This is a genomic window from Nocardiopsis sp. M1B1 (assembly GCF_052466615.1).
Genome location: NZ_CP196194.1, coordinates 5,700,492 through 5,722,889, shown reverse-complemented (window position 1 = coordinate 5,722,889; position 22,398 = coordinate 5,700,492). Strand labels below are relative to the sequence as shown.

The following is a 22,398-nucleotide window of genomic DNA, read 5'->3' as shown; positions in this document are numbered from 1 at the left end:
CGGTCGGCCGGCACGCGCGAGGGCGCCCCGCACCCGGGAGGGGGTCGCGGGGCGCCCTCGCGCGTGCCGGAGCCCGTTACTCCGGGAACTCACCGGTGTCGATGGTGAGGTCGAACGGCTCGGGGAGGTGGATCTCCTTGCCGAAGGGCACCTTCGTGGAGCTGGTGTACCTGCCGTTCTCCGGATCGGAGTAGAGGGTGACCTCGCCCCTGCCGGTCTGCGGGTCCCAGCGGTCGACCAGAAGGTACAGGGGGACCCCGGCGTGCGCGTAGCCCCAGAGCTTGGGCTTGCGATCCCTCTCCGCGGTGCTCTTCGACGTCACCTCGACCACCAGCAGGGCGTCGGACATCATGCTGCCGGGGTCGTACTCCATGGCCGAGTAGGGCAGGACCACGAGTTCAGGGATGTAGACGCCGGTCCTCATGGGAACGCGCACATCAAGAGTCTGATGGAGACTGGCGTCCGCGAGGTCGCTTCCATCCCGCAGGAACTCGCGATACATCTCCCTTTGGATCAGGGAGACGATGTGGGCGTGTTCGCGTGTTGGGGGTGCCACAAGAAAGAGCCCGCCTTCGATGATCTCGGCCCGCCACCCGTCGGGCAGGTTCAACTCCTTCCAGGTGCGCAACATGAGCTCCCAGTGAGACGGTGTTCCGGGAGCCGTCTCAGTTTCCGCGATACTCATCTGTCGCGTCACCTCCAGTAGCTGAACGTAGCAACGCACGACCATCAAAGTGCTGGTTTCAGCTTAACGGGCGGCCCTTTGCCGCACAGGGGTTTCCGGACAGGGTTGCGGCGCTGCTGTAATGGGGGCATGGCCAGCGCACACGACCCCTTCCCGCGACCCCCGCTCGACGCGGCGGCCCTCGACGCCGTCCTCGTCCGACCGGGCGGCATGTGGCACCGGATCGAGGTGCTCCCCGAGGCCGCGTCCACCAACACCGAGCTGACCGCGCGCGCCGTGGAGGGCGCCCCGCACGGCAGCGTGCTGGTCACCGAGCACCAGACCGCCGGGCGCGGACGCCTCGGCCGCGGCTTCTCCACCCCGCCCCGCGCCGCCCTCACCTTCTCCCTCCTGGTCCGCCCCGAGGTGCCCGTCACCGGCCTGGGCTGGCTCCCCGCCCTCATGGGCGTGGCCGCGGTCGGCGCCGTGCACCGGGTGACAGGGGTCAAGGCCGCGCTCAAGTGGCCCAACGACGTCATCGTCCCCGCGCACCTGCGCTCGGAGCCCGCGACGGCCGACGGCAAGCTCGCGGGCATCCTCTCCGAGGCCGACTTCTCCTCCGGCCAGCCGTGTGTGGTCGTGGGGATGGGCCTCAACGTGTCCCAGGAGCGCGCCGAACTCCCCGTGGACACCGCCGTCTCCCTGCGCGGGGAGGGGTCGGACGCCCTGGACCGGGGCGTCCTGCTCGCCGCCGTCCTGGGTGAGTTCGAGGAGCTGTACACGGTGTGGACCGCCGCCGGAGGCGACGCCGAGGCCAGCGGGCTGGCCGCCGCCTACCGGGACGCGTGCGTCACCATCGGGCGCCGCGTGCGGGTCCACCTGCCCGGGGACCGGATGCTGGAGGGCGCCGCCACCGGCGTGGACGCCGACGCCCAGCTGCTGGTGCGCGGACCCGGCGGGGAGCGGGCCCTGAGCGCGGGCGACGTCGTCCACGTGCGCCCCGCTTCCTGAGCCCCGCCGCCCGGCCCTCCGTCGCCGCCGCTGCGCCGCCGTCCACAGGGGACTTCGGGCACTCCCGCGGCGACCCCCGCGTGTGCGATCATCACCGGGTGCGGCCGCCGCCGACCGCGGGCCGCGCGGGCCTGTCGGCAGGCACCCTGTCAGGGGAAGAACCGCGGGCGTAAGCTGGAGTGGAACCCCGTGCCGCCTGCCGGCCGGTGCCGAAGTGACTGTTCCCCGCCCCGGCGGGGATGGCCCGTGAAAGAGAACGTATGCCGTCGCGTCCCGACCCGAAAGCGATCGAGTCCGCCCTGCTCGGCGGTGAAGCGGTCTACACCAGGGAGCAGGCGATCGAGCTCGCCGGCGCCGACAACGAGCTGGCCGGGCGCATCTGGCGCGCCCTGGGCTTTCCCAACCAGGGCGACGACACGGTCACCTTCGCCGAGAGCGACGTCGAGTCGCTGCGCATCGCCAACTCCCTGGTCCAGGAGGGCGTCCTGGACGAGGAGGGCGTGGTCCGCTTCGCCCGCGCGATGGGCCAGACCATGGCCCGCCTGGCCGACTGGCAGACCAGCATACTGAGCACCCTCATCTACCAGGAGGGCGAGGACTCCGTCAGCCCGCTGATGAACCAGGTCAAGGAGCTGCTGCCGGACGTGGAGCGGCTCCTGTTGCACATCTGGCGCAGACAGCTCGCCGCCTCCTCGGCCCGCACCCTCGCCGTGATGTCGGACAACGACGCCGTGCCCAACTACTACCCGCTGGTCGTCGGGTTCGCGGACCTGGTCTCCTTCACCACGCTGAGCCGCGAACTCGACGAGGTCGAGCTGGCCGGGGTGGTCGAGGGCTTCGAGGCCACCGCCGCCGACATCGTCGCCTCGGGAGGCGGCCGCGTGGTCAAGACCCTGGGCGACGAGATCCTCTACGTCGCCGATTCCCCGGCCGAGGCCGCCGACATCGCGCTGCGCCTGGCCTCGGGGGTCAAGACCCACGTGGAGGTGCCCGACGTCCGGGTCGGCCTGGCCGCCGGGCCGGTGCTGACCCTGCACGGCGACGTGTTCGGCACGACCGTCAACCGCTCCAGCCGCCTGACCTCCTTCGCCAGACCCGGCACCGTCCTCATCGACGAGAGCCTCGCCGAGAGCCTCACCGACGAGGAGGGACTCCAGGTGGTTCGGGTGCGCGCCCGGCACGCGCACGGGCTCGGCCTCATCCAGCCCTACGCCCTGCGCCGCAACTTCGAGCCCGCTGGCTGAGAACCCCGCCTTCCTCCACGATCACCGTGTGCGCCGCGACCCGACGGGATAGGCTCGAAGGCGTCGCACCAGTCCGTGAGAGGTCAGGTGGTGAGCCGGTGACCGCCCCTTCCCCCGTCCAGCGTCTGCGCACCTCGGGTGTCTTCAGCCTTGAGGGCAGCGTTTTCGACGTCGAGAACAACGTCTGGATCGTCGGAGACGACGAAAGCGCCATCGTCATCGACGCCGCCCACGACCACGAGGCGATCGCCCGGGGCCTGGGCGACCGCGAACTCATGGCCATCGTGGCCACCCACGGGCACAACGACCACGTCAACGCGGCCGTCGCGCTGGCCGACCTGGCCGACTGCCCGATCCTGCTGCACCCCGACGACGCCGAACTGTGGTACCGCGTGCACCCGCACCGGGAGCCGGACGCCCCGCTGCTGCACGGCGAGACGCTGGTGGTGGGGGGAGTGGAGCTGGACGTTCTGCACACCCCGGGCCACACGCCTGGAGGGGTGTGCCTGTACGCGCCCGCGCTCGGGGCGGTCTTCACCGGCGACACCCTCTTCCCGGGCGGTCCCGGTGCCACCGGGCAGCCGTTCTCGGACTTCCCGACGATCATCGCCTCGATCCGCGAACACCTCGCGGGCCTGCCGCGGGACACGGTCGTCCACCCCGGCCACGGGGAGTCCACCACCGTGGCCGAGGCCGCCGAGAACCTCGACGCCTGGGCGTCCCGGGGGTTCTGAGCCGGGTACTGCTCGGCACCGACCGGCGCCGGGCGGGCTGATCCGCCGGGCCGTCCGGGGCCCGCTCCGGCATCCGCCGTGTCGGCGCGTTTCGGGACAGCAGGGCCGGTCAGCCCCTTCCGAACCGGTCCTCTACGCTCGGATTGCACATTCTGGATCGGAGCACCATGAACCCCACCCGTCTCGCCCCCGCGGTTCTCCTCGTGGCCCTCGCCGCCACCGCGTGCGGCCCCGAGCCCACTGCCGAGAGCGAGAAGCCGACGGCCGCGGCCACGTGCCAGGAGCACGTCGAGCGCTCGTGGGAGTCCCTGGTCAGCGCGGAGTTCGAGACCTCCTCCGACATCACCGTGACCAGCGCCGAGGACCCGTGGGAGTACGAGGTCGTCGCCAGTGCCACCACGGAGAACGACGCCGGCGAGGTGGAGCGCGCCGAGTACAGGTGCTTCGCCGTCAACAACTCCGGTGACTGGTTCGTGGTGGACATGCGGGACGTCGCGTAGGAGCCGGACCCGGCGGAGGCGCCGCGTCCGCCGGGGAAGCCCGTCCCCCCCGGGGGGCACGACCGCCCACCCGGCACCGTCTGCTCCGCCCGCTGGCAGGGGGGCCGCTCACGGAGTCAGCACGTGCCTTGGGAAAAGGGTCGCTCCACCGTCTACGGAGTTTCGGCAAACGCCTGACGGGATGGGGAACCCGGGCGTAATCTCTCGCTTATGGCGGAACCCCCTTTTCCCGATGTGCTCACCAAGCTGCGAGAGCTGAACGGGCTTTCCCAGAAGCAACTCGCGCACCGTGTCCACACATCCGTGGCCTCGGCTTCCCGATGGACGAACGGGCACTCACTTCCCCAACTGCCCATGGCGGAAAAACTGGACGCCGAGCTGAAAGCGAACGGAAAACTGCTGGCCGCGTGGCGTCAGGCTACTGCGGGCACGACACTGCCGGAATGGGCCCAGACATTGTCCGGCATAGAGGAGGCCGCGCGCACGCTCCAGATCGTGTCACCTGTACTCGTCCCCGGATACCTCCAGAGTCCGTCGTACGCCACAACCGTGTTCCGGTCCGGTTGGCCGCTGGCTTCGGACGAGGAGATCACACAGCTCACCAAGCTGCGCACAGGACGCCTTACGAAACTCCCCCGGCTCCGGGTGACAGCGGTGTTCCCTGTGACCGCCCTGACCAGCTTCGACGAGGCGGTAAGGACGGAGCAGGTGGCGCACCTGCTGGAGCTCGTCGGCTCGGGGCGGGTCGTGGTTCATCTGGTTCCGGTGGGGTCGATCCTGGTCGATCCTGCATCACCACTGATGGCGTTTCGGCTGCACTCGGGAGAACTGGCTATCAGCAGTGATCACGCAGACGGTAACGTCATCCACGTAGCCGAAACCCACGAAAGGTTGCAGGCACTCATCACAGGGGCGCTGGCGGTGGCCCTCCCCGCCAGGCACTCACTCGAAGCGTTGAAGGATCTCGCATGAACGACTGGCACAAGAGCAGCTACAGCGCCACGGGGTCGAACTGTGTCGAAGCGCGCGAGCACGCGGGAGGCGCGGACGTACGCGACACCCAGAACCGGGAACATGGATACATCACGGTTCCGGCTAGCCAGTGGGTGGCGCTCCTGGCTGGACTGGAGCGGGGCCTGTAACAGCCCATCCGGCACCCAGGGAGTTGTCGTGAACGACTGGCACAAGAGCAGCTACAGCCCCAGCCATTCGAACTGTGTCGAGGCGCGGGAGCACGCCGGAGGCGTGGACGTGCGCGACACCCAGAACCGCGAGCTGGGGCAACTGGAGTTCGCCGCCAGCGAGTGGACCGCGCTCGTGGACTCCCTCAAGCTCCACGGCTAGCGACCACCCGACCAAGGGCAGTGCCTCCACCGGAGGCGCTGCCCTTCTTCATGCCCGTCATGGCTCCCGCAAATGGTTCCAATTCGGGCTAAAAGGATAACTCTGGCGGAGGGTGAAAATCCACCTGTCCTTTTCTGGCGTGTGCTCTGATCTGGGGTTATGTCCGACCGGGTGGTTTTTTCGAGCCGGGTTCGAAGAAAAGTTCGCCATCACGCTCCGTGTGCCCTAATCTTCTACCCGAACACACAACTCCATACGCAGAAAGACCCCGCGACGGTTTCCCACCGCCCGGGGTCGTGGCCAGCAACTAAGTACCTTTAACCCAAGGAATTTGCCAGCATGCGCCAGTTTAGCGCTGCGCTTCTCAGCCGTGCCCTCGGCCCGCTGATCGCGTTCTTCTCCTCCCCGTGCGGACGCCACTCCACCGTTGTCGGCCGCCGACGACGCTCCTCCCGCGTCCGCCGCTACGCTCCCTCACCGCCCGCCGCTCCCGTGCAGGCCGGTCGGAACCGTGTCCCCTCACGTCGCGCGGCTCCCGAACCTCCCGCGTCTCCCGGGCCTCGCCAAACGCCCGCGCGCACCAGGGTTCCCGCGCCGCGACTCGCGCCGCCCAGGGAACGGATCGACGCCGAGGAAGTAGCCCTCGTGCGCCCCTACTTCACCGCCCACGAAAGCCTCCGCGCCGCCGAGGCCCGGGTTCCCGCACCCCGCCAACCCGAGCACCGGAACCCCGCGCCCAGCAGCCCCGGCCCCGGGCCCCAGGAGACCGAGACCGAGGAGGTGCGCCGCGCGTTCGAGCAGGCCCGGATACGCGCCGCCGCCATCGTCCGGCAGTGGCGGGAGGACCCCGGCGGCGACCTGCTCGGCGGCCCTGCACCCCAGTTCGGCGTTGTCGGACCCCCGCGACCCACGCCCGTGCCCGCTCAGCCCGGCGAGTGGGACGAACTCACCTCCCGCATCCGCCTCCTGCTCCAGCAGCGGCAGGGCGCGACGGCGTGAACGCCGCTCTGACGAGGGAGGGCCCCGGTCCACGTTCCGACGACCCTCCGGTCGAACCGGCCAGGGGGCGGCAGGGCCGGTTCGGGTGCGCGCCCCGTCCGCCGACCCCGCAGGACGTACGGCGGGGGCCCTGGTGCGTATCCCTCCCACCGAACCGGCGAGGGGGCAGCGGGGCTGCTTCGGGTACGCACCCCGTCCGCCGACCCGGGGACGCACCCCCGGGTCGGCGGACGGGAACGGCCCCAGGTCAGGTCAGATCAGGTCAGGTCCGAGTACCGACCGACGTTGGGCACTGGCGGGGTGTCCTTGGGCCGCACGCCGATCTTGGACCCCAGCCACACCAGCGGGTCGTACTTGCGGTCCACCACCCGCTCCTTGAGCGGGATCAGCGCGTTGTCGGTGATGCGGATGTTCTCCGGGCACACCTCCGTACAGCACTTGGTGATGTTGCAGTACCCCAGCCCGAACTCCTCCTGGGCGATGAGCCTGCGGTCGGCGGTGTCCTCGGGGTGCATCTCCAGCTCCGCCACCCGCATGAGGTAACGCGGACCCGAGAAGTGCTCCTTGTTCTCCTCGTGGTCGCGGATCACGTGGCAGGTGTTGTTGCACAGGAAGCACTCGATGCACTTGCGGAACTCCTGCTGGCGTTCCACGTCCTCCTGGCTCATCCGGAAGTCGCCCGGGGCCTTGGCCGGATCCGGTGTGAACGAGGGGATCTCCCGCGCCTTCTGGTAGTTGTACGACACGTCGCACACCAGGTCCCGGACCACCGGGAAGGCGCGCATCGGCGTCACCGTCACCACCTCGTCGTCCTCGAACACGCTCATCCGCGTCATGCAGGACAGCCGGGGACGGCCGTTGATCTCCACCGAGCACGAACCGCACTTGCCCGCCTTGCAGTTCCACCGCACCGCCAGATCGGGGGTCTGGGTGGCCTGGAGGCGGTGCAGCACGTCGAGCACCACCTCGCCCTCGTTGACCTCGACCCGGTACTCGGCGAGCCCGCCCTCGCCCGAACCCCGCCACACCCGGAACACACGCTCGCTCATGACTGGCCCTCCTCGGCCGCGCCGTCCGCCGCCCCCGACGCGGGCAGCTCCTCCTCCGTCAGGTACTTGGCCAGCTCGTCGCGTTCGAAGAGGGCGAGCAGCCCGGCCGGGATGTCGGCGAGCGCGAGCCGCGACAGCGACACCCGGTCGGAGCGGTCGGCCCGCACCGCCAGGTTCACCCGCCGCCACTCGGCCGACATGCCGGGGAAGTCCTCGCGCGTGTGCCCGCCGCGCGACTCGGTGCGCTCCAGGGCGGCCGCGGCCACCGCGCGCGAGACCAGGACCATGTTGGGCAGCGCCAACGCCAGGTGCCAGCCCGGGTTGTAGACCCGGTCGCCCGGCGCGCTGAGCGCGCGCGACCGCTCCGCCAGCTCCTCCAGCCGCTCCAGGGCCCGCTCCATCTCCGGACCCCTGCGGATGATGCCGACCAGGTCGTTCATGGTCTCCTGGAGTTCGGCGTGCAGCGTGTACGGGTTCTCGCCGCCTTCCGCCCTGAGGAAGTCCAGCGCGTACGAGGACGCCTCGTCCGCCGCCCGGTCCAGGAGCCCGGCCGGTGCGGGCCGGTCGCCGAGCCCGTCCACGTAGGCCGCCGCGCCCAGCCCGGCCCGGCGCCCGAACACCAGCAGGTCCGACAGGGAGTTGCCGCCCAGCCGGTTGGAGCCGTGCATGCCGCCCGCCACCTCACCGGCCGCGAACAGCCCGGGCACGTCGGAGGCGGCGGTGTCGGCGTCCACCCGCACCCCGCCCATCACGTAGTGGCAGGTGGGGCCCACCTCCATGGGCTCGGCGGTGATGTCCACGTCCGCCAGTTCCTTGAACTGGTGGTGCATGGACGGCAGCCTCTTGACGATCTCCTCGGCGGGCAGGCGGGTGGACACGTCCAGGAACACGCCGCCGTGCGGCGATCCCCGCCCCTCCTTGACCTCGGTGTTGATCGCCCGCGCGACCTCGTCGCGGGGCAGCAGTTCCGGCGGCCTCCGGTGGTTGGCGGGGTCGTCGTACCAGCCGTCGGCCTCCTCCTCGCTCTCGGCGTACTGGGAGCGGAACACGTCCGGCACGTAGCCGAACATGAACCGCTCGCCTTCGGAGTTGCGCAGCACGCCGCCGTCGCCGCGCACCGACTCGGTGACGAGGATGCCCTTCACCGACGGCGGCCAGACCATCCCGGTGGGGTGGAACTGGACGAACTCCATGTTGATCAGGGAGGCCCCGGCGCGCAGCGCCAGCGCGTGGCCGTCGCCGGTGTACTCCCAGGAGTTGGAGGTGGTGCGGAAGGCCTTGCCGATGCCGCCGGTGGCCAGGACCACCGAGGGCGCCTCGAACAGGACGAACCCGCCGTCCACCCGGCGGTAGCCGAACGCGCCGACGATCCGGCCCGGCGTCCTCGCGTTCCCGGCCGCGCCCGCGTCCCCGGCTCCGCCCGCGCCCGGGTCCACGGCGGTGGCCCCGCCCGCGCCGCCGCCCGGCCGCACGGCCGCGTCCACGGCCGTCGCGCCGGCACCGGCGCTGCCACCAGCACCGCCACCGGGTTCGTCGTCCTCGGTGACCAGGCGGGTGATCGCGGTCTCGGCGAACACGCGGATGCGCGCCTCGGGGTCGCCCAGCTCCGCGGCGTCCTGCTGCTGGAGCGCGACGACCCGCTGCTGGAGGGTGCGGATCATCTCCAGGCCGGTGCGGTCGCCCACGTGCGCCAGCCTCGGGTACTCGTGGCCGCCGAAGTTGCGCTGGCTGATCTTGCCCTCGGCGGTGCGGTCGAAGAGCGCACCCCAGTACTCCAGTTCGAGGATGCGCTCGGGCGCCTCGCGGGCGTGCAGCTCGGCCATGCGCGGATCGTTGAGGAACTTGCCGCCGCGCACGGTGTCGCGAAAGTGCACGCGCCAGCCGTCGTCGGGGTTGGCGTTGCCCAGGGCGGCTGCGGCGCCGCCCTCGGCCATCACGGTGTGGGCCTTGCCGAACAGCGACTTGGAGATGACCGCGGTGCGCTTGCCCTGCTCACGGGCGGCGATCGCGGCCCGCAGCCCGGCTCCGCCCGCCCCGATCACCACGACGTCGTAGGCGTACCGGGTGATCCCGGGTTCTGCTGTGGGGGGCATCTGGTCGTGCCTTCCTTCCCCTTGGCTCAGTTGAGGATGCGCAGGTCGTTGATGGCGCCGCTGGCGACCAGGGCGATGTAGGCGTCCGTGAGGATCAGGGTCGCGATGCTCAGCCAACCGAAGTACATGTGCCGGTGGTTGAGCACGGACAGACGGCCCCACATCCAGTAGCGGACGGGGTGCCTGCCGAAGCTGCTCAGCCGTCCGCCGAAGATGTGGCGGCACGAGTGGCAGCTGAGCGTGTAGCCCCACAGCATGAGCACGTTGACGAGCATGATCAGGTTGCCCAGCCCGATGCCGAAGCCGCCCTCGGCGCCGTGGAAGAAGGCGATCAGCATGTCCCACGTGTTGATGAGCGTGATGACGAAGGCCGCGTAGAAGAAGTAGCGGTGGCCGTTCTGGACCAGCATCAGGGGTCGGGTCTCGCCGGTGTAGGCGCTGTGGGGCTCGCGCACGGCGCACGCCGGGGGAGAGAACCAGAACGAGCGGTAGTAGGCCTTGCGGTAGTAGTAGCAGGTCAGCCGGAACAGCAGCAGGATCGGCAGGCTGACCAGGGCGTAGGGGATGAGCGGCGGGAACTCCACCGGCAGGCGTCCGAACAGGGCCGCGTCGGGCGCGCACTGCTGCGCGATGCACGGCGAGTAGAACGGGGTCAGGTAGTGGTGTTCCTGGACCCAGTAGTGGTCCTGCTGGAACACCCGCAGGGTCGCGTAGACGACGAAGGTGGCCAGCCCCAGCGCGGTGAGGAGGGGGCCAAGCCACCAGGTGTCGGTGCGCAGGGTTCGTTGGGGGATGCGTGCCCGGCCGCCCCCGGGGCCTGCGTTCTCGGTCGCTGTCACCGTTGTCTTGCACCTCCTGTGGGAAGGTCCCGGTCGGGCGGGGCGCGGTACCCGCCTGCTTCGGCCGCGACCGCTGCGCAGGACGGCCGCGTGGAGGAGCCGTGGCGAACCGTCCCGCAACGCAACGTTAGGCCGTTGTGATCACGGTCACGTCCCGGAGGGCAGGAGACGTCGGGGAAAGCTATGTGAAATGCGCCACTTCTGAGCGCTTATTTAGGGTGTTTTGTCGGCTCAAGTGGCCAGAAATCCCTTATGGCGACCGGGTTGCTTCAGGGGCACCAGTGGCGTGTGGTAAAGGAGGCGGCCGCCCGAATCCGACAGCGGTCGCCCCGCGACGGGGCGTCCGGCGGAACTCGCCTCCGCCGGGCGGGGACCGCGTCCGCCCGGCGGGTCAGTCCGCCCCGTCCTCGGGGGAGAGCAGGACCTCCAGGTCCGGACCCAGGTCCTGCGGCGACATGCCCAGCAGGTAGCCGTTGAGGTGGCGGCGGAACGCCTCCGCCGAGTGCGAGGGCTCCACGTCCCGGCGCCGCGCCAGCGCCACCGTCCGCAGCAGGCGCGGCCGGGCCAGCGGGGTCCCGCGCAGGCTCTGCCGGTTGCGCAGCACCATGCTCGGCACCACCGCCAGCCCCAGGCCCGCCTCCACGAACCGCAGCACGGCGTCCATCTCCCCGCCCTCCACGGCCAGCTCGGGCTCGAACCCCGACGCCCGGCACGCGCGCAGCGTCGCCTCGCGCACGTCGTAGCCGCGCCGGAACATCACGAGCGGGCGCCCCCGCAGCTCGGTGATGCGGATCGAGGCCCGCCCGTTGGGGGAGGGGCCCGACATCGGGCTCGCCACCACCAGGTTCTCCCGCAGGATCGGCGTCGTGGAGAAGTCGGGGTCGCTGCTGTGCAGCGGCAGGATGATCAGCGCCAGGTCCAGCTCGCCCCGCCCCAGGTCGCGGATGAGGTCGCGCGAGCCGCTCTCCTCCACCTGGAGTTCGATGCCGGGGAAGCGGGTATGGAAGTCGGCGAGCACGTCGGCCAGCAGCCCCGCGCACAGCGACGGGGTCGCGCCGAGCCGCACGCGGCCCCGGCGCACCCCGGCCAGCTCGGCCACCTCGCGCCGGGCCGTCTCCAGGTCGGCGAGCATGCGTTGGGCCAGCGGAAGCAGCGCCTCGCCGGCCGGTGTGAGTGTGATGTTTCCCCGGGCACGACTGAATAACGGCGCGCCCAGCTCCTGTTCGAGGCTGCGGATCTGCTTGCTCAGACTGGGCTGCGCGACGCGCGAAAGCTCTGCTGCGCGGGTGAAATGGCGTGTGCGGGCCACCGCGACGAAGTAGGCCAGCTGCTGGAACTGCATGTTCCATAGCCTACGTCTATCGACTCCAGCTTCCCGATGACTTGGACGCCAGACTTACCCAGAACTTACAGTGACAGGCTGTGGCGAACAGTACCTTGACCAAGAAGCGGTCTACGGCCTACGGGTCCACGGTGGCGCTCAAGGCAGCGATGGCGATCACCGGGGCGATCCTCGTGCTGTATTTGATCGCGCACATGTACGGCAACCTGAAAGTGTTCTCGGGCCAGGAGGCCTTCGACGGCTACGCCCACAGCCTCCGGGAGCTGGGCTACCCGCTGCTGCCCGAGAGCGGATTCCTGTGGATCTTCCGCATCGTCCTGCTGGCGAGCGTCCTGATCCACATCTACGCGGCGGTGACGCTGTGGGCCCGCGCCCGCAGAGCGCGTCCGGCTGCCCAGCGCTACCAGGTGAAGAAGAGGGTGGTCCGCAGCTACTCCTCCTACACCATGCGCTACGGCGGCATCCTGGTCGCGCTGTTCGTGGTCTTCCACATCCTGCACCTGACCACGAACACCATCGCCCCCGGCGGCGCGTCCGACAGCCCCTACGAGCGGCTCGTGAACGGGTTCCAGCCCGAGTTCTGGTACGTGACCCTGTTCTACGTCCTGTCCGTGATCGCTGTGGGCCTGCACCTGCGGCACGGCATCTGGAGCGCCCTGGCCACCCTCGGCGCCAACATGTCGCGTCGGCAGCCCGGACTCAACGCCATCGCGCTGGGCATCTCGCTGATCGTGACGGTCGGCTTCCTGCTCCCGCCTCTGGCGGTCACCTTTGGACTGGTGAGTTAATTGTCTGACAACGACTTCTACCGCGTCGGCGACCCGATCCGGGACGAGAAGGCCCCGGAGGGCCCGATCAACGAGCGCTGGGACAAGCGGCGCTTCTCGGCGAAGCTGGTCAACCCCGCGAACCGGCGCAAGCTCTCCGTGATCATGGTGGGCACCGGCCTGGCCGGAGCCTCCGCGGCCGCGACCCTGGGCGAGGCGGGCTACAAGGTCACCTCGTTCTGCTACCAGGACAGCCCGCGGCGCGCGCACTCCATCGCGGCCCAGGGCGGCATCAACGCCGCCAAGAACTACCGCAACGACGGCGACAGCATCTACCGGCTGTTCTACGACACCGTCAAGGGCGGCGACTTCCGCTCCCGCGAGTCGAACGTCTACCGCCTGGCCCAGACCAGCGTCGAGATCATCGACCAGTGCGTCGCCCAGGGCGTGCCCTTCGCCCGCGAGTACGGCGGCCTGCTCGACAACCGCTCCTTCGGCGGCGTGCAGGTCTCGCGCACCTTCTACGCGCGCGGCCAGACGGGCCAGCAGCTGCTCATCGGCGCCTACCAGGCCCTGGAGCGCCAGATCGCGGCGGGTAGCGTCAAGATGCACACCCGCCACGAGATGCTGGAAGTCATCGTCGTGGACGGCCGCGCGCGCGGCGTCATCGTCCGCGACATGGTCACCGGTGAGATCGAGACCCACTTCGCCGACGCCGTGGTGCTGGCCACCGGCGGCTACGGCAACGTGTTCTTCCTGTCGACCAACGCGATGGGCTCGAACGTCACCGCGACCTGGCGCGCGCACCGCAAGGGCGCGCTCTTCGCCAACCCGTGCTACACGCAGATCCACCCGACCTGCATCCCGGTCAGCGGCGACTACCAGTCCAAGCTGACCCTGATGAGCGAGTCGCTGCGCAACGACGGCCGCATCTGGGTGCCCAAGGCGCACGGGGACACCCGCGACCCGCGTCAGATCCCGGAGGAGGAGCGCGACTACTACCTGGAGCGCATCTACCCGGCCTTCGGCAACCTGGTGCCGCGCGACATCGCCTCCCGCGCCGCCAAGAACGTCTGCGACGAGGGCCGAGGCGTGGGCCCCGGCGGTCTGGGCGTCTACCTGGACTTCGCCGACGCCATCGGGCGCATGGGGCAGGACGCCGTCGAGGCCAAGTACGGCAACCTGTTCGACATGTACCAGCGCATCACCGGTGAGAACCCGTACGAGGTTCCGATGCGCATCTACCCGGCCGTGCACTACACCATGGGCGGTCTGTGGGTCGACTACGACCTCCAGAGCTCCATCCCGGGCCTGTTCGTGACCGGTGAGGCCAACTTCTCCGACCACGGCGCCAACCGCCTGGGCGCGAGCGCGCTGATGCAGGGGCTGGCGGACGGCTACTTCGTCCTGCCCAACACCATCAACGACTACCTGTCGTCGGGCCCGTTCGAGGCCCTCGACGAGTCGCACCCCGAGGCCGTGGCGGCCAAGGACCAGGTGACCTCCCGCATCGACAAGCTGCTGTCCGTCCAGGGCTCCCGCACCGTCGACTCCTTCCACAAGGAGCTCGGCCACATCATGTGGGAGTACTGCGGCATGGAGCGCAGCGAGGAGGGCCTGACCAAGGCCATCGAGCTCATCCGGGCGCTGCGGGCCGAGTTCTGGCGCGACGTCAAGGTGCTGGGTACCAACGAGGAGTTCAACCAGGCCCTGGAGAAGGCCAACCGCGTGGCCGACTTCCTGGAGCTGGGCGAGCTCATGTGCATCGACGCCCTGCACCGCCGCGAGTCCTGCGGCGGCCACTTCCGCGCCGAGAGCCAGACCGAGGACGGCGAGGCGCTGCGCCACGACGACGAGTTCGCCTACGTGGCTGCCTGGGCGTTCGGCGGCGATGACAGCAAGCCCGTGCTCCACAAGGAAGCCCTGGAGTACGAGTACGTCGAGATGAAGCAGCGGAGCTACAAGTGAACATCACCCTGCGCGTATGGCGTCAGAAGGGGCCGGACGACGAGGGTCGGCTGGCCACGTACAAGCTCACCGACGTCTCCCCGGACATGTCGTTCCTGGAGATGCTCGACGTCCTCAACGAGAAGCTCACGCTGGAGAACGAGGACCCGGTCGCCTTCGACCACGACTGCCGCGAGGGCATCTGCGGTGCCTGTGGTGTCGTGATCGACGGTGAGGCGCACGGCCCCGAGCGCACCACGACCTGCCAGCTGCACATGCGCAGCTTCAACGACGGCGACACCATCACGGTGGAGCCGTGGCGGGCCAAGGCGTTCCCGGTCGTCAGGGACCTGGTCGTGGACCGCGGCGCGTTCGACCGCATCATCCAGGCGGGCGGCTACATCAGCGCCCCGACGGGTACCGCGCCCGACGCCCACGCCAACCCGATCCCGAAGCCGGACGCGGACCGCGCGTTCGACGCCGCGACCTGCATCGGCTGCGGCGCGTGCGTGGCGGCCTGCCCGAACGCCTCCAGCATGCTGTTCACCGCCGCGAAGGTCACGCACCTGGGCATGCTCCCGCAGGGGCAGCCCGAGCGGTCCTCGCGCGTGGTGAAGATGATCAACCAGCAGGACGAGGAGGACTTCGGCGGCTGCACCAACATCGGTGAGTGCGCCGCGGTCTGCCCGAAGGGCATCCCGCTGGACACGATCTCGCAGCTCAACCGCGACCTGCTGGGCTCGCTCAGCAAGGGCGTCGGCTGACCGCCGCCCCCTGTCGCACCGCACGGGCCGCGCTCCTTCGGGGGCGCGGCCCGTCGCCGTCGCCGGGGGTCACTCCGCCCGGGGGCGGAGCCGTCCGGCGTCCTGCTCCACCGGCTTCCGGGCCCCGCGCGGCTGGCGGCTCGCGACGAAGTCCTCGACGGCGGTGACGACCGCGGCCTCGACACTGACGCCGTCCCGCTCCGCGACCTCCCTGAGCAGGGCGTGGAGGCCGTCGTGCATGTGCAGGTGCATGTCCATGGCTCGAAGGTAGCGGCTGCCGGGTCCGGGCGCGGGGAAAACGCGGAGACCGGCGCCTCCGGGCGCGGGCGCGGCCCGACGCCGACCCCGGGGGTCACTCCGCGGGCGGCATGAGACCTCTGAGCCGGTCGGCGATCTCGGGGACGTCCGCCAGGTCGCCGGTGGTGACCGCGATGACCAGGTCGTAGGCGGCGTTCTGGTCGGGCCTGCCGACCTTCTGGCCGTTGAGGCGCAGGAAGGCCTTGGCGGCGATCCAGGCCAGCCTCTTGTTGCCGTCCGACAGGGGGTGGCCGATGAGGACCGACTGCATGAGGGCGGCGGCCTTCTGCCACACGTCCGGATAGGCGTCGTCGCCGAAGGCGGTCGCCTGCGGGCGCAGCAGCGCCGCGTGGAGCTGGCCGACGTCGCGCATCGACACGTACCCGGGAAGGGCCGCGTCGATGACCGCGGCGACGTCCGCCCTGGTGAGGTAGGGCGTCATTGGGCCAGCCTCGCCAGCAGTTCCGCGTCCTCCTCAGCGATCTCCAGCGCGTACCGGCGGACCCTCTCGGTCTGACGGGCCGCGAGGAACTCCTTGAGCGCGAGGACCACCTCGGTGTTGACGCTGTTGCCGTCCTCCTCGGCGGCCTGCCTGATCCCCGCGTGTACGTCGTCGGGCAGGCGCAGATGCATGTTCATGCCGAGATGGTACCGGCAAGTGGTATCAGCCTCTGGTACACGGTGGCGGGCGGGAACGCGGGCCCCTCCGGGGCGGCTCAGCCCTCGTGCTCGCGCCAGTGCCGGGGCAGGTCCCCGTACCCGACGCCGATCTCCACGGACCCCCCGTCCAGGCTCCGGACGTCCTCCCAGGCCACGTAGCGCTCGTGGCGACGCATCCAGCCCAGCACCCGGTGCCACGGGGAGGGCGGCTCCAGCGAACCCCCGTAGCCGAGGCGGCCCGCGAACGCGCCCCGCCCCAGCACCAGGCCCAGGACGGTGTAGACCTCCCCGTCGCGGCGCACGACCACGTCCTGGACCTCGCTGACCGTCCGGCCGGAGCTGTCCCTGACCCGGCGGCCGAGCAGTTCGCTGAACAGGAACCCGCTCATCGCCCCGCCCCCGGGATCCGGCCGATGACGTTGCGGCTCAGCCACCTCTCCGCCGCGCGGCTCCCCTCGGGCACGGGAGTGGACAGACGGGTCGTGGGGGCGAAGTCCTCGACGTCGCCCACCGGGATGCGCACGGGCTCGTGCTCGGAGGGCCGCAGTCTCCCCAACGCCGTGCGCCACAGCCTCCCCAGGCGCCCCGAGAGTCTGGGGCCCAGGGCGGCGGAGTCGGTGAGCAGCGCCGTTATGGCCGGAGGGGAGCCCTCCTCCCAGGAGAACTCGACGTCGTCCGCCTTGCCCACCGGCTGCCCGTCGCGGTCCACGATCTGGCGGTCCAGCACGGTGAAGCCGATCCGGAACACGGACTCGCGTTCGTGGTTCTCGGACATGTCACTGCCCCGCTTTCGTGTAGAGCATCAGGGGGACGGCCACGACCGACACCACGAGGAGGAGCACCAGGTAGACCGATCCGAGGATGTTGGTGAACCGCGAGTTCACCCGGTCGCCCAGGTAACGGCGGTCGTTGGCGACCACGAAGATCGGCAGGTAGGTGAGCGGCAGCGCCACCGCCGACAGCACGATGCTGTACTCGACCACCTTGACCGGGTCGATCCCGGTGAGGACGAAGAGGGTGCCCGCCACCAGGCCCAGCAGGATGACCGAGTGGAAGAGCGCCGCCCGCACCGGCGGCCGGGTCTTGCCCCACGGCCAGCCGAAGTACTGGGCCACGCTGTAGCCCGACGCCAGGGACGACTCCAGCGCGGCGCCGAACGTGGCCGCGAAGAAGCCCACGAGGACCACGACCAGCCCGAGCTTGCCCAGCGCCGCGACCACGGGTAGCGCGACCTGGCCCAGGTCCTCCACGTGGACGTCGGCGGGCATGAGCCAGGCCGCCGCGCAGCCCATGATGGCCAGGGCGAGCAGGCCGCCCACCGGGAAGCCGAGGAAGATGTTGATCCGGGCCGTGGCCAGGTCGCGGGGGGTCCACTTCTCCTCCACCCCGCTGGAGGAGAAGAACAGGACCGAGTAGGGGGTCATCGTCGCGCCGAACAGCGCGATCGCGTAGTAGGACCACACGGACCACTCCTCGTCCGGGGGAGGGGAGAAGCTCGCGGCGTCGGCCAGGAGACCGCCCCAGTCGGGGCTCAGCCGCCACAGGGCGACGGCGAACACGACCAGGGCCAGGCCGAGCAGACCGTAGGTCTTCTCCATCCACCCGAACGGCATCCGCCACACGACCACCCAGACCAGGAACCCGGCCACCGGGACCCACAGCAGGTAGTGGACGCTGCTGGCCAGTTCGAGGGCGAGCGCGATACCGCCGATCTGCGCCGACATGGTCAGCAGGGTGATGACGTAGGACGCCAGCAGGTTGGCCAGGCCCGCGCGGGCGCCGAGCCGCTCGCGGACCAGGTCGAAGACGGCCCGGCCGCTGACGGCCGTGACGCGCGCCGCCATCTCGGTGAAGAGCATGATCCCGATGACGCCGACGGGGATCACCCAGGCCAGGGACATCCCGAAACGGGAGCCGACCACGGAGGCGGAGACCAGGTCGCCGATGTCCAGGAACCCGCCGACGGCGGTGAGCATGCCCAGGGTGAAGGACAGGAGGATTCTCACCGCAGCTCCTCCTGGAGTCCCGCCAGCGCGTCGGCGGTCCCGCGGAGCGCCTCGGCGGCCCCGGCCACCCCGTCGCGGTCCTCCCGCCCCAGCGCGACGCGAAGGTCGGACAGGCCGTGGACGGCGGCGTCGGACAGGTCCGTCACCTCGTCCCGCAGGCCGTCACAGCTCGGAGAGGGCGGCTGGAGGGAGCCGAAGGTGTCGGTGAGGGAGCGGGCCGAGTCCTCCGCGTCCTTGGCACTGACCTCCAGGTAGGGCTGGAACGCCCGGTCGTCCTCGGCCAGTTCCGCGACCAGCGTCCCCGTGCGGACGGCCGACAGCAGGTCCCCGGTGGTCTGCCGGGCGTCGTCGCGGTAGGCGTCCGCGGTCAGCGCCGGGGCGGTGCAGCCCGCGGACGCCAGCGCGAGGGCCGCCGCCAGTGCGGCGGGCGCGCACCGCGCGAGGAGGCCCCGGGGTCCGCGGGGACGCCCCGGCCGCGGCCGTTCGCTACCCGTCATGGCTCAGGACCCTAACCGCGCGCGGGTCCGGCGGCCGTGCCCGTCCGCGGCGTGTCACCCGGGCGTTCGCGGTGTGCCGCCCGGCGGCCGTGCCGTGCCTACGGGTGCTGCGCCGTGCCTCGGGGATGCCGTGCCTCGGGTCAGCGGTCCCTGTCTCGGGGGCGGCGGCCCTCCCTCAGGTCCGGTAGCGCCGCGCGACCGTGTGGAAGGCCTCCTTGGGCTCCCAGGACGACGGGTCGTCCTCGGCCGTGCGCACCACGCCGAACCCGGCCGCGTCCAGGTCGTACACGGGGTCCTCGCTGTGCGGGAAGCCCGGCATGGCGAACGTGAACACGAACGCGCCGTGCACCCCCCGCTCCCGGTACAGCCCCAGCAGCGCGTCCAGGTACCCGGCCTGCACGGCCTCGTTGCGCGCGGTGCCCCGGCGCAGGCGCGGCGGGTCGGCGAACCAGTTCACCGCGAGGAAGGACGCGGCCCCGCGCAGGTCGGCCCCGTCGTGGGCGCCGCAGCCGAACTCGGTGATCACCAGGGGCCTGCCGCAACCGTCCCGGAGCGCGTCCAGCCGCCGTTCGTAGGCGTCGGCGTCGGTCCCGGACCGGTACAGGTTCGCCCCGGCCAGGTCGAAGCCCGACCAGTCCACCTCCTCCCAGCCCCCGGCCCCGTAGGTCACCGGCCCCCCGAAGTGCTCGCGGGCCACGTCCAGGGCCGAGGCGAGCAGCGCGGCGAGCCTGCGCCGCATCCTGCGCTCGAAGGGGCGGCGCAGCCACGGGCGGGTGACGAACTGGAGGCGGACGACTTCGCTCCCGCCGGGGAGCAGGCCCGGGGAGGTCAGCGAGAACTCGGTGCCGACCATGAGGGTCACGCGGCCGGGGTGCTCCAGGCGCAGCTCCTCGGCCATGCGGGCGGTGGCGGCCAGGTGCTCCAGCCGCTCGGCGACCGGCGGGTTCTCCGGCTGCGGGCGCACCCACACGTCCAGACCCGCCTCCAGGGCGGCGCGCGCGGCGGCCCGCTGCCGTCCGGTGTCGGCGCCGATCAGCATCACGGCGGTGCAGTGCAGGTCCTCGCGGATGACGCGCATGTCGCGCGCCGCCGCGTCCTCGGACACGCCGTCGGTGTGGTGGGAGATTCCTCGGATGTCCACGCGCCCATCCTGTCAGGGGGCCCGGTGGATCAGAAGACCCCGATCGGTCCGCGTCGCCTCCCGGGTCCGCCCGCGGCCCGTTCCCGGCCGGTCTCCGCGTGCGCCGGGACTCCGGGGACGCGGGACTCCGGAGACACAGGTCTCCGGAGCCGAAGGGGGCGGCGGACCGCCGGGCTTGGGCAGGCGCCGGAACGCCGGAGGAGGCGGGGCCGTCCGGCGGGCGGGCCTCAGGGGGCGGCGGGGCGCAGCATGCAGTAGGTCGAGGGGGCCGACGGGGGGTGGACCGCCCGCACCACCCGGAAGTCGTAGTCCTCGTAGCGGCCGATGTCCGCCGGGTCCGCCGTCTCCAGGTAGACCGGCACGCCGTCCGCGTCGGCCCGCGCCAGGCCCTGGCGCAGCAGCCGCGCCCCCGCGTCGGTCCCGTCCGCCGCGGGGTCGGCGCCCAGCACGCACAGGTACCAGTGCGGACCCTCCGGCACCGACGCCCTGACCTCGCCGTTGTACCAGGTCAGCTCCGGCAGCCGGGACAGCCCCACCAGCCTGAACCAGTGCGGCAGCGACCTCAGCGGGAGCGCCGCTCCCTCCCGTCCCGCGTCGGGCGGGGTCCACAGGGCCGCGCCCCGCACCACCGGGACACGCCCGGGGCCCTCCGGGGACTCCGCCACGGTGGCGTGGCCGCCGGGGACGTGCCCGAACCCGGCCAGCAGCGCGCACGCGCGGAAGTTCTGCGCCATGCGCAGGCCGTCGTCCGGGAAGAGCCACCGGAAGAGCGGGTCGTGGTAGAGGGCGCGGCTCAGCACCCGGGCCACGGCGGGCACGTCGTTCATGGTCGCGGTGCGGACCGCCTGTACCGCTGTGGGGGTCACGGGGGCTGCCTCTTCCCTGGGGCCGGGGTACCCCTGTGCCTGGGGCTCCGATCACCGCTCATGGTAGGGCGGGCGACCGTCGCGGGTGGGGCGTTTCCCCGGGAAGGGGAGGCCCTCCGGTGAGGGACGGCTCCCGGGAGGGGCAGCGGGCCCGCGGGCCCTCAGGAGGGGGCGCGCAGCAGGAAGTAGTTGGTTCCCGCCTCGGGGCTCTCCGCCTCCCGGACCAGCCGGAACCCGAACCGCTCGTAGAAGCCGACGGTCTTGGGGTTGAGCGTCTGGGTGAACACCGGCAGGCCCTGGGAGTCGGCGCGGTCCAGACCCGAGGTGAGCAGTCCGCCGCCGACGCCCGTGCCGATGGCGGCCGGGTCCACGCCCAGCGCCGCCAGGTACAGGTGGGGCTCCTGGGGCGCGGCCAGCTTCCACTCGGCGAACACGCGCACGAACGCGGCCAGGCGGGTACGGCCGATCAGGGGACCCCAGTGCGGCCAGGTGCGCAGCGACACCAGCTGGCCCTCCGGATTGGCGGTGGGCGGGGCCCACAGCGCCGCACCGCGCACCACCGGCGCGTCTTCGCTGCCGTCCCTGGTCTCGGCGACCCGGGTGTCACCCGAGGGGACGTAGCCGAAGCCCGCGGTCAGGGCGAAGAAGCGGCGCGTCCGGGCCATCCGCAGCTCGTCGTCGGGGAACAGCCACCGGAAGAGCGGGTCCTCCTGCGCTGACCTGGCCAGAACGCGCGCGACACCGGCGACGTCGTCGATCGTGGCGGTACGGGAGGCTGCTGTGACGGTTGGACTCATCCCGGAATCTCTCTGATAGGGGCCTTTCGACCATGGTAGATCACGGAACCATCACGACAGTGCCGTGGTGGGGGTCGGGGCGTCCGCGGAGAAGGCGGCAGGGACCGGCTGGTCGAACACGTGGGCCCGCACCCAGGCGTGCATGGCGATCGCGGCCGCGGCCCCGGCGTTGATCGACCGGGTCGAACCGAACTGGGAGATCGACAGCACCGCCCGGCACACCCGCCGCACCTCCTCGGAGAGCCCCGGGCCCTCCTGGCCGAACACCAGCACGGCGTTCCTGGGCAGCGGATAGGTCTCCAGCGGTACCGAACCCGGCAGGTTGTCCACGCCGAGCAGCGCCAGCCCGCGCTCCTCGGCCCAGGCCACCAGCGCCTCGGTGTCGGGGTGGTGGTGGACGTGCTGGTAGCGGTCGGTCACCATCGCGCCGCGCTTGTTCCAGCGGCGGCGGCCCACGATGTGCACGGCGGCGCACCCGAACGCGTTGGCGGTGCGCACGACCGAGCCGATGTTGAAGTCGTGCGTCCAGTTCTCCACGGCGACGTGGAAGGGGTGGCGCACGGTGTCGAGGTCGGCCACGATCGCCTCGCGCCGCCAGTACCGGTAGCGGTCCACGACGTTGCGGCGGTCGCCGCCCGCCAGCAGTTCGGGATCGTAGTGGTCGCCCTCGGGCCAGGGGCCCTCCCACGGGCCCACGCCCACCTCGCGCGCCTCGTCCTCACCGGCTCCGTCCGCGGACGCGGGGGAGGCGGGACCGCGGACGGAGCCGGAGGGAGGCGACTGGGGTGCGGGGTGCTCGTTCATCTGTTCCAGCTTACGAACGCTCCGCGGTGGGAC

Annotated in this window: 27 protein-coding genes; 11 read left to right on the top strand and 16 right to left on the bottom strand. The window is 71.3% G+C overall.

Annotated elements, in window-relative coordinates; all coding sequences use genetic code 11:
* Positions 1-76: 76 nt before the first annotated feature.
* Positions 77-631 (bottom strand): Uma2 family endonuclease, encoded by a 555-nt coding sequence (locus ACSTA4_RS24810; RefSeq protein WP_444961218.1) that lies wholly within the window; start codon positions 629-631, stop codon positions 77-79.
* A gap of 183 nt (positions 632-814) precedes the next feature.
* Here ACSTA4_RS24810 and ACSTA4_RS24805 point away from each other — a divergent pair, with 183 nt between their 5' ends.
* The 8 genes from ACSTA4_RS24805 to ACSTA4_RS24770 all read left to right on the top strand — a co-directional run bounded on the left by ACSTA4_RS24805 (position 815) and on the right by ACSTA4_RS24770 (position 6,496).
* Positions 815-1,675: a biotin--[acetyl-CoA-carboxylase] ligase gene (locus tag ACSTA4_RS24805; protein ID WP_444961217.1), complete on the top strand. Its 861-nt coding sequence runs from the start codon at positions 815-817 to the stop codon at positions 1,673-1,675.
* Between the two features lie 260 nt (positions 1,676-1,935).
* On the top strand, positions 1,936-2,919 hold the full coding sequence (locus tag ACSTA4_RS24800; protein WP_061082235.1) for an adenylate/guanylate cyclase domain-containing protein: 984 nt from the start codon (positions 1,936-1,938) through the stop codon (positions 2,917-2,919).
* 98 nt (positions 2,920-3,017) lie between these two features.
* Positions 3,018-3,653: an MBL fold metallo-hydrolase gene (locus ACSTA4_RS24795; RefSeq protein ID WP_444961216.1), complete on the top strand. Its 636-nt coding sequence runs from the start codon at positions 3,018-3,020 to the stop codon at positions 3,651-3,653.
* A gap of 167 nt (positions 3,654-3,820) precedes the next feature.
* On the top strand, positions 3,821-4,153 hold the full coding sequence (locus tag ACSTA4_RS24790; RefSeq protein WP_013154939.1) for a GIY-YIG nuclease family protein: 333 nt from the start codon (positions 3,821-3,823) through the stop codon (positions 4,151-4,153).
* Between the two features lie 210 nt (positions 4,154-4,363).
* Positions 4,364-5,125, top strand: coding sequence for a Scr1 family TA system antitoxin-like transcriptional regulator (locus tag ACSTA4_RS24785; protein ID WP_444961215.1), 762 nt, complete (start codon positions 4,364-4,366; stop codon positions 5,123-5,125).
* A complete protein-coding gene (locus ACSTA4_RS24780; RefSeq protein WP_444961214.1) occupies positions 5,122-5,295 on the top strand; it encodes a DUF397 domain-containing protein in 174 nt (57 codons plus the stop codon). Before ACSTA4_RS24785 ends, ACSTA4_RS24780 begins: the two co-directional genes overlap by 4 nt.
* A gap of 28 nt (positions 5,296-5,323) precedes the next feature.
* Positions 5,324-5,497: a DUF397 domain-containing protein gene (locus ACSTA4_RS24775; protein ID WP_444961213.1), complete on the top strand. Its 174-nt coding sequence runs from the start codon at positions 5,324-5,326 to the stop codon at positions 5,495-5,497.
* A 339-nt stretch (positions 5,498-5,836) separates the two neighbouring features.
* On the top strand, positions 5,837-6,496 hold the full coding sequence (locus tag ACSTA4_RS24770) for a hypothetical protein (protein WP_444961212.1): 660 nt from the start codon (positions 5,837-5,839) through the stop codon (positions 6,494-6,496).
* A 257-nt stretch (positions 6,497-6,753) separates the two neighbouring features.
* Here ACSTA4_RS24770 and ACSTA4_RS24765 read toward each other — a convergent pair whose 3' ends face one another.
* The 4 genes from ACSTA4_RS24765 to ACSTA4_RS24750 form a co-directional block, all read right to left on the bottom strand.
* Positions 6,754-7,545, bottom strand: coding sequence for a succinate dehydrogenase/fumarate reductase iron-sulfur subunit (locus ACSTA4_RS24765; RefSeq protein ID WP_130395164.1), 792 nt, complete (start codon positions 7,543-7,545; stop codon positions 6,754-6,756).
* Positions 7,542-9,638, bottom strand: a complete 2,097-nt coding sequence (locus ACSTA4_RS24760; RefSeq protein ID WP_444961211.1) for a fumarate reductase/succinate dehydrogenase flavoprotein subunit — start codon at positions 9,636-9,638, stop codon at positions 7,542-7,544. The genes ACSTA4_RS24765 and ACSTA4_RS24760 overlap by 4 nt, the downstream gene beginning before the upstream one ends.
* 26 nt (positions 9,639-9,664) lie before the next feature.
* Positions 9,665-10,477 carry a hypothetical protein gene (locus tag ACSTA4_RS24755; protein WP_444961210.1) on the bottom strand — a complete coding sequence of 271 codons (813 nt, stop codon included), beginning with the start codon at positions 10,475-10,477 and terminating at the stop codon, positions 9,665-9,667.
* A gap of 391 nt (positions 10,478-10,868) precedes the next feature.
* Positions 10,869-11,819: a LysR family transcriptional regulator gene (locus ACSTA4_RS24750; RefSeq protein ID WP_274974705.1), complete on the bottom strand. Its 951-nt coding sequence runs from the start codon at positions 11,817-11,819 to the stop codon at positions 10,869-10,871.
* A 131-nt stretch (positions 11,820-11,950) separates the two neighbouring features.
* Here ACSTA4_RS24750 and ACSTA4_RS24745 point away from each other — a divergent pair, with 131 nt between their 5' ends.
* Genes ACSTA4_RS24745 through ACSTA4_RS24735 form a run of 3 tightly spaced genes read left to right on the top strand, consistent with a single transcriptional unit; the run spans position 11,951 to position 15,297 of the window.
* Entirely contained in the window at positions 11,951-12,607 is a 657-nt protein-coding gene (locus ACSTA4_RS24745; protein WP_444964265.1) for a succinate dehydrogenase cytochrome b subunit, read from the top strand.
* Positions 12,608-14,554 (top strand): fumarate reductase/succinate dehydrogenase flavoprotein subunit, encoded by a 1,947-nt coding sequence (locus ACSTA4_RS24740; RefSeq protein WP_444961209.1) that lies wholly within the window; start codon positions 12,608-12,610, stop codon positions 14,552-14,554. It abuts the gene before it with no gap.
* On the top strand, positions 14,551-15,297 hold the full coding sequence (locus ACSTA4_RS24735) for a succinate dehydrogenase/fumarate reductase iron-sulfur subunit (RefSeq protein WP_017564106.1): 747 nt from the start codon (positions 14,551-14,553) through the stop codon (positions 15,295-15,297). Before ACSTA4_RS24740 ends, ACSTA4_RS24735 begins: the two co-directional genes overlap by 4 nt.
* 69 nt (positions 15,298-15,366) lie before the next feature.
* Here ACSTA4_RS24735 and ACSTA4_RS24730 read toward each other — a convergent pair whose 3' ends face one another.
* The 11 genes from ACSTA4_RS24730 to ACSTA4_RS24680 all read right to left on the bottom strand — a co-directional run bounded on the left by ACSTA4_RS24730 (position 15,367) and on the right by ACSTA4_RS24680 (position 22,365).
* Positions 15,367-15,555 carry a CopG family transcriptional regulator gene (locus tag ACSTA4_RS24730; protein ID WP_444961208.1) on the bottom strand — a complete coding sequence of 63 codons (189 nt, stop codon included), beginning with the start codon at positions 15,553-15,555 and terminating at the stop codon, positions 15,367-15,369.
* 94 nt (positions 15,556-15,649) lie between these two features.
* Positions 15,650-16,036 (bottom strand): type II toxin-antitoxin system death-on-curing family toxin, encoded by a 387-nt coding sequence (locus tag ACSTA4_RS24725; RefSeq protein WP_416023351.1) that lies wholly within the window; start codon positions 16,034-16,036, stop codon positions 15,650-15,652.
* Positions 16,033-16,233, bottom strand: a complete 201-nt coding sequence (locus ACSTA4_RS24720; RefSeq protein WP_416023349.1) for an Arc family DNA-binding protein — start codon at positions 16,231-16,233, stop codon at positions 16,033-16,035. Before ACSTA4_RS24720 ends, ACSTA4_RS24725 begins: the two co-directional genes overlap by 4 nt.
* 77 nt (positions 16,234-16,310) lie before the next feature.
* A complete protein-coding gene (locus tag ACSTA4_RS24715) occupies positions 16,311-16,643 on the bottom strand; it encodes a PRC-barrel domain-containing protein (protein WP_444961207.1) in 333 nt (110 codons plus the stop codon).
* The gene (locus tag ACSTA4_RS24710) at positions 16,640-17,029 is read right to left on the bottom strand and encodes a hypothetical protein (RefSeq protein ID WP_444961206.1); all 390 of its coding nucleotides are present in this window, start codon (positions 17,027-17,029) and stop codon (positions 16,640-16,642) included. Before ACSTA4_RS24710 ends, ACSTA4_RS24715 begins: the two co-directional genes overlap by 4 nt.
* A 1-nt stretch (position 17,030) precedes the next feature.
* Positions 17,031-18,260, bottom strand: a complete 1,230-nt coding sequence (locus tag ACSTA4_RS24705; protein WP_444961205.1) for an NRAMP family divalent metal transporter — start codon at positions 18,258-18,260, stop codon at positions 17,031-17,033.
* Complete coding sequence (locus tag ACSTA4_RS24700) at positions 18,257-18,757, bottom strand: hypothetical protein (protein ID WP_444961204.1); 501 nt, start codon at positions 18,755-18,757, stop codon at positions 18,257-18,259. Before ACSTA4_RS24700 ends, ACSTA4_RS24705 begins: the two co-directional genes overlap by 4 nt.
* Positions 18,758-18,932: 175 nt before the next feature.
* Positions 18,933-19,898: a hypothetical protein gene (locus ACSTA4_RS24695; protein ID WP_444961203.1), complete on the bottom strand. Its 966-nt coding sequence runs from the start codon at positions 19,896-19,898 to the stop codon at positions 18,933-18,935.
* 227 nt (positions 19,899-20,125) lie between these two features.
* Entirely contained in the window at positions 20,126-20,764 is a 639-nt protein-coding gene (locus ACSTA4_RS24690; RefSeq protein ID WP_444961202.1) for a GNAT family N-acetyltransferase, read from the bottom strand.
* A gap of 161 nt (positions 20,765-20,925) precedes the next feature.
* The gene (locus tag ACSTA4_RS24685) at positions 20,926-21,561 is read right to left on the bottom strand and encodes a GNAT family N-acetyltransferase (RefSeq protein WP_444961201.1); all 636 of its coding nucleotides are present in this window, start codon (positions 21,559-21,561) and stop codon (positions 20,926-20,928) included.
* A gap of 51 nt (positions 21,562-21,612) precedes the next feature.
* Entirely contained in the window at positions 21,613-22,365 is a 753-nt protein-coding gene (locus tag ACSTA4_RS24680) for a TrmH family RNA methyltransferase (protein WP_444961200.1), read from the bottom strand.
* Between the last annotated feature and the right edge of the window lie 33 nt (positions 22,366-22,398).

Excerpts from the sequence above, each read along its gene's own strand:
- ACSTA4_RS24810 (WP_444961218.1), bottom strand. The coding sequence starts at position 631 with ATGTTGCGCACCTGGAAGGAGTTGAACCTGCCCGACGGGTGGCGGGCC.
- ACSTA4_RS24805 (WP_444961217.1), top strand. The coding sequence starts at position 815 with ATGGCCAGCGCACACGACCCCTTCCCGCGACCCCCGCTCGACGCGGCG.
- ACSTA4_RS24800 (WP_061082235.1), top strand. The coding sequence starts at position 1,936 with ATGCCGTCGCGTCCCGACCCGAAAGCGATCGAGTCCGCCCTGCTCGGC.
- ACSTA4_RS24790 (WP_013154939.1), top strand. The coding sequence starts at position 3,821 with ATGAACCCCACCCGTCTCGCCCCCGCGGTTCTCCTCGTGGCCCTCGCC.
- ACSTA4_RS24785 (WP_444961215.1), top strand. The coding sequence starts at position 4,364 with ATGGCGGAACCCCCTTTTCCCGATGTGCTCACCAAGCTGCGAGAGCTG.
- ACSTA4_RS24780 (WP_444961214.1), top strand. The coding sequence starts at position 5,122 with ATGAACGACTGGCACAAGAGCAGCTACAGCGCCACGGGGTCGAACTGT.
- ACSTA4_RS24770 (WP_444961212.1), top strand. The coding sequence starts at position 5,837 with ATGCGCCAGTTTAGCGCTGCGCTTCTCAGCCGTGCCCTCGGCCCGCTG.
- ACSTA4_RS24765 (WP_130395164.1), bottom strand. The coding sequence starts at position 7,545 with ATGAGCGAGCGTGTGTTCCGGGTGTGGCGGGGTTCGGGCGAGGGCGGG.
- ACSTA4_RS24760 (WP_444961211.1), bottom strand. The coding sequence starts at position 9,638 with ATGCCCCCCACAGCAGAACCCGGGATCACCCGGTACGCCTACGACGTC.
- ACSTA4_RS24750 (WP_274974705.1), bottom strand. The coding sequence starts at position 11,819 with ATGCAGTTCCAGCAGCTGGCCTACTTCGTCGCGGTGGCCCGCACACGC.
- ACSTA4_RS24730 (WP_444961208.1), bottom strand. The coding sequence starts at position 15,555 with ATGGACATGCACCTGCACATGCACGACGGCCTCCACGCCCTGCTCAGG.
- ACSTA4_RS24725 (WP_416023351.1), bottom strand. The coding sequence starts at position 16,036 with ATGACGCCCTACCTCACCAGGGCGGACGTCGCCGCGGTCATCGACGCG.
- ACSTA4_RS24720 (WP_416023349.1), bottom strand. The coding sequence starts at position 16,233 with ATGAACATGCATCTGCGCCTGCCCGACGACGTACACGCGGGGATCAGG.
- ACSTA4_RS24715 (WP_444961207.1), bottom strand. The coding sequence starts at position 16,643 with ATGAGCGGGTTCCTGTTCAGCGAACTGCTCGGCCGCCGGGTCAGGGAC.
- ACSTA4_RS24710 (WP_444961206.1), bottom strand. The coding sequence starts at position 17,029 with ATGTCCGAGAACCACGAACGCGAGTCCGTGTTCCGGATCGGCTTCACC.
- ACSTA4_RS24700 (WP_444961204.1), bottom strand. The coding sequence starts at position 18,757 with ATGACGGGTAGCGAACGGCCGCGGCCGGGGCGTCCCCGCGGACCCCGG.
- ACSTA4_RS24685 (WP_444961201.1), bottom strand. The coding sequence starts at position 21,561 with ATGAGTCCAACCGTCACAGCAGCCTCCCGTACCGCCACGATCGACGAC.
- ACSTA4_RS24680 (WP_444961200.1), bottom strand. The coding sequence starts at position 22,365 with ATGAACGAGCACCCCGCACCCCAGTCGCCTCCCTCCGGCTCCGTCCGC.